The 1,319-nt window shown below is 45.3% G+C and carries 2 protein-coding genes; one reads left to right on the top strand and one right to left on the bottom strand.

Translation table 11 applies throughout. From position 1 onward, the window contains the following. Positions 1-206: FAD-binding protein (locus tag Q0256_RS11355; RefSeq protein WP_297963196.1), on the bottom strand; the 206-nt coding region annotated here is incomplete at its 3' end. A 140-nt stretch (positions 207-346) separates the two neighbouring features. Between Q0256_RS11355 and Q0256_RS11360 the strand changes: the two genes are divergently transcribed. Next, positions 347-1,258 (top strand): LysR family transcriptional regulator, encoded by a 912-nt coding sequence (locus Q0256_RS11360; RefSeq protein ID WP_297963197.1) that lies wholly within the window; start codon positions 347-349, stop codon positions 1,256-1,258. Positions 1,259-1,319 lie beyond the last annotated feature (61 nt).

Consider the following 1,319-nt stretch of genomic DNA (forward strand, 5'->3'; position numbering starts at 1 on the left):
TCGAGGATCAAGACTTTGTTTCCTTTTTGCGCCGCTTTTAAACCCGTCGCAAGCCCTGCAAAACCGCTGCCGATGATGATTACATCCCACTCCTCGTCAAATTTAACGTCCTTTGCGTCTACCGCGCTCGCTTGCGCATTTACCGCGCCGAGTGCGAGCGCGCCGGCTCCTACCATACCCATTTTCAGTATGTCGCGTCTCTGCATATTTGCCCCTTTACTTAGAAATTTCTTAATCTTTAAGATTAATATCGTAATTTTATATTAAATCTTTATGTAAGTCAAATGTTATTTGGTATATAATTTAATAGCTAAAGGCTATAAAATTTCAACCGAAGGGGCAAAAAATGAGCTTGCGACATATGGAATTTGCGGTAAAAATTTCGGAGCTTAAAAGCTTTACAAAAGCGGCGAGCGAGCTTGGAATCGCGCAGCCGTCGCTTTCAAAGAGCATTATGCTTTTAGAAAAGGAGCTCGGGATCGAAATTTTCGATAGAAAAAACGGCCTTGAGCTTACATACGCGGGCGAAATTTACATCGCCAGAGCGAAAAATATGCTTAGGCTCAATAAGGAGCTAAATAACGAAATACGCGGGCTTTCGTCGATTAAGACGGGCAAGCTCGTAATCGGCGCGACCTCGACCAGCTTTAAATTTATCGAAAAGATCATCGCGATGTTTTACAGCAGGTTTTCTAAAGCCGATATCAGGGTTGTGCACGCTCACTCCGAACCCGCGCTCATCGAGATGCTAAAAAGCGGCGAGCTTGATATCGTCTATGCCGCGCACTTCGGCGAGCTTGTCGCGGAGGGGCTTGAGTGCGAGTTTATAAAAAAGCGCAGGCTGCTTCTAAGCGTCTGCTCCTCTCATCCGGCCGTTTCGCGAGCAAGTATAAATTCTACCGAGAAATACCCTAAAATCGCACTTAGCGAGTTCAAATCCGATAAATTTGCAATCAGCAGTAAAATTTTAAAAAGCGAATCGAACTTTAAAAAAATCTTTGAAAACGCGGGCTTTACGCCTCAAATTTTCTGCGACACTTCATATTTGTACGTGGCTAATGCGATGGTCGCGGCGGGGCTTTGCGTGAGTTTCAGCTTCGCGCGGTACATTTTTGAGACGCAGAAGGACTACATCACGCTCTTTGACGTCGCGGATGAGCCGCTTTTGGACGTGTCGTTTTCGGTCGTGTATAAAAAACCCTCCAAGCTCGCAAAGGAATTTATAAAGATGATAAAAGCGGGCAAAAGCAGCGAGTAGGGCGCGCCGGTTCAAATTTAATAGCGCGCCGCAAAGGTTTAAATTTAATAATCGCAAGGCG

This window comes from uncultured Campylobacter sp. (assembly GCF_937949835.1).
GTDB lineage: Bacteria > Campylobacterota > Campylobacteria > Campylobacterales > Campylobacteraceae > Campylobacter_B.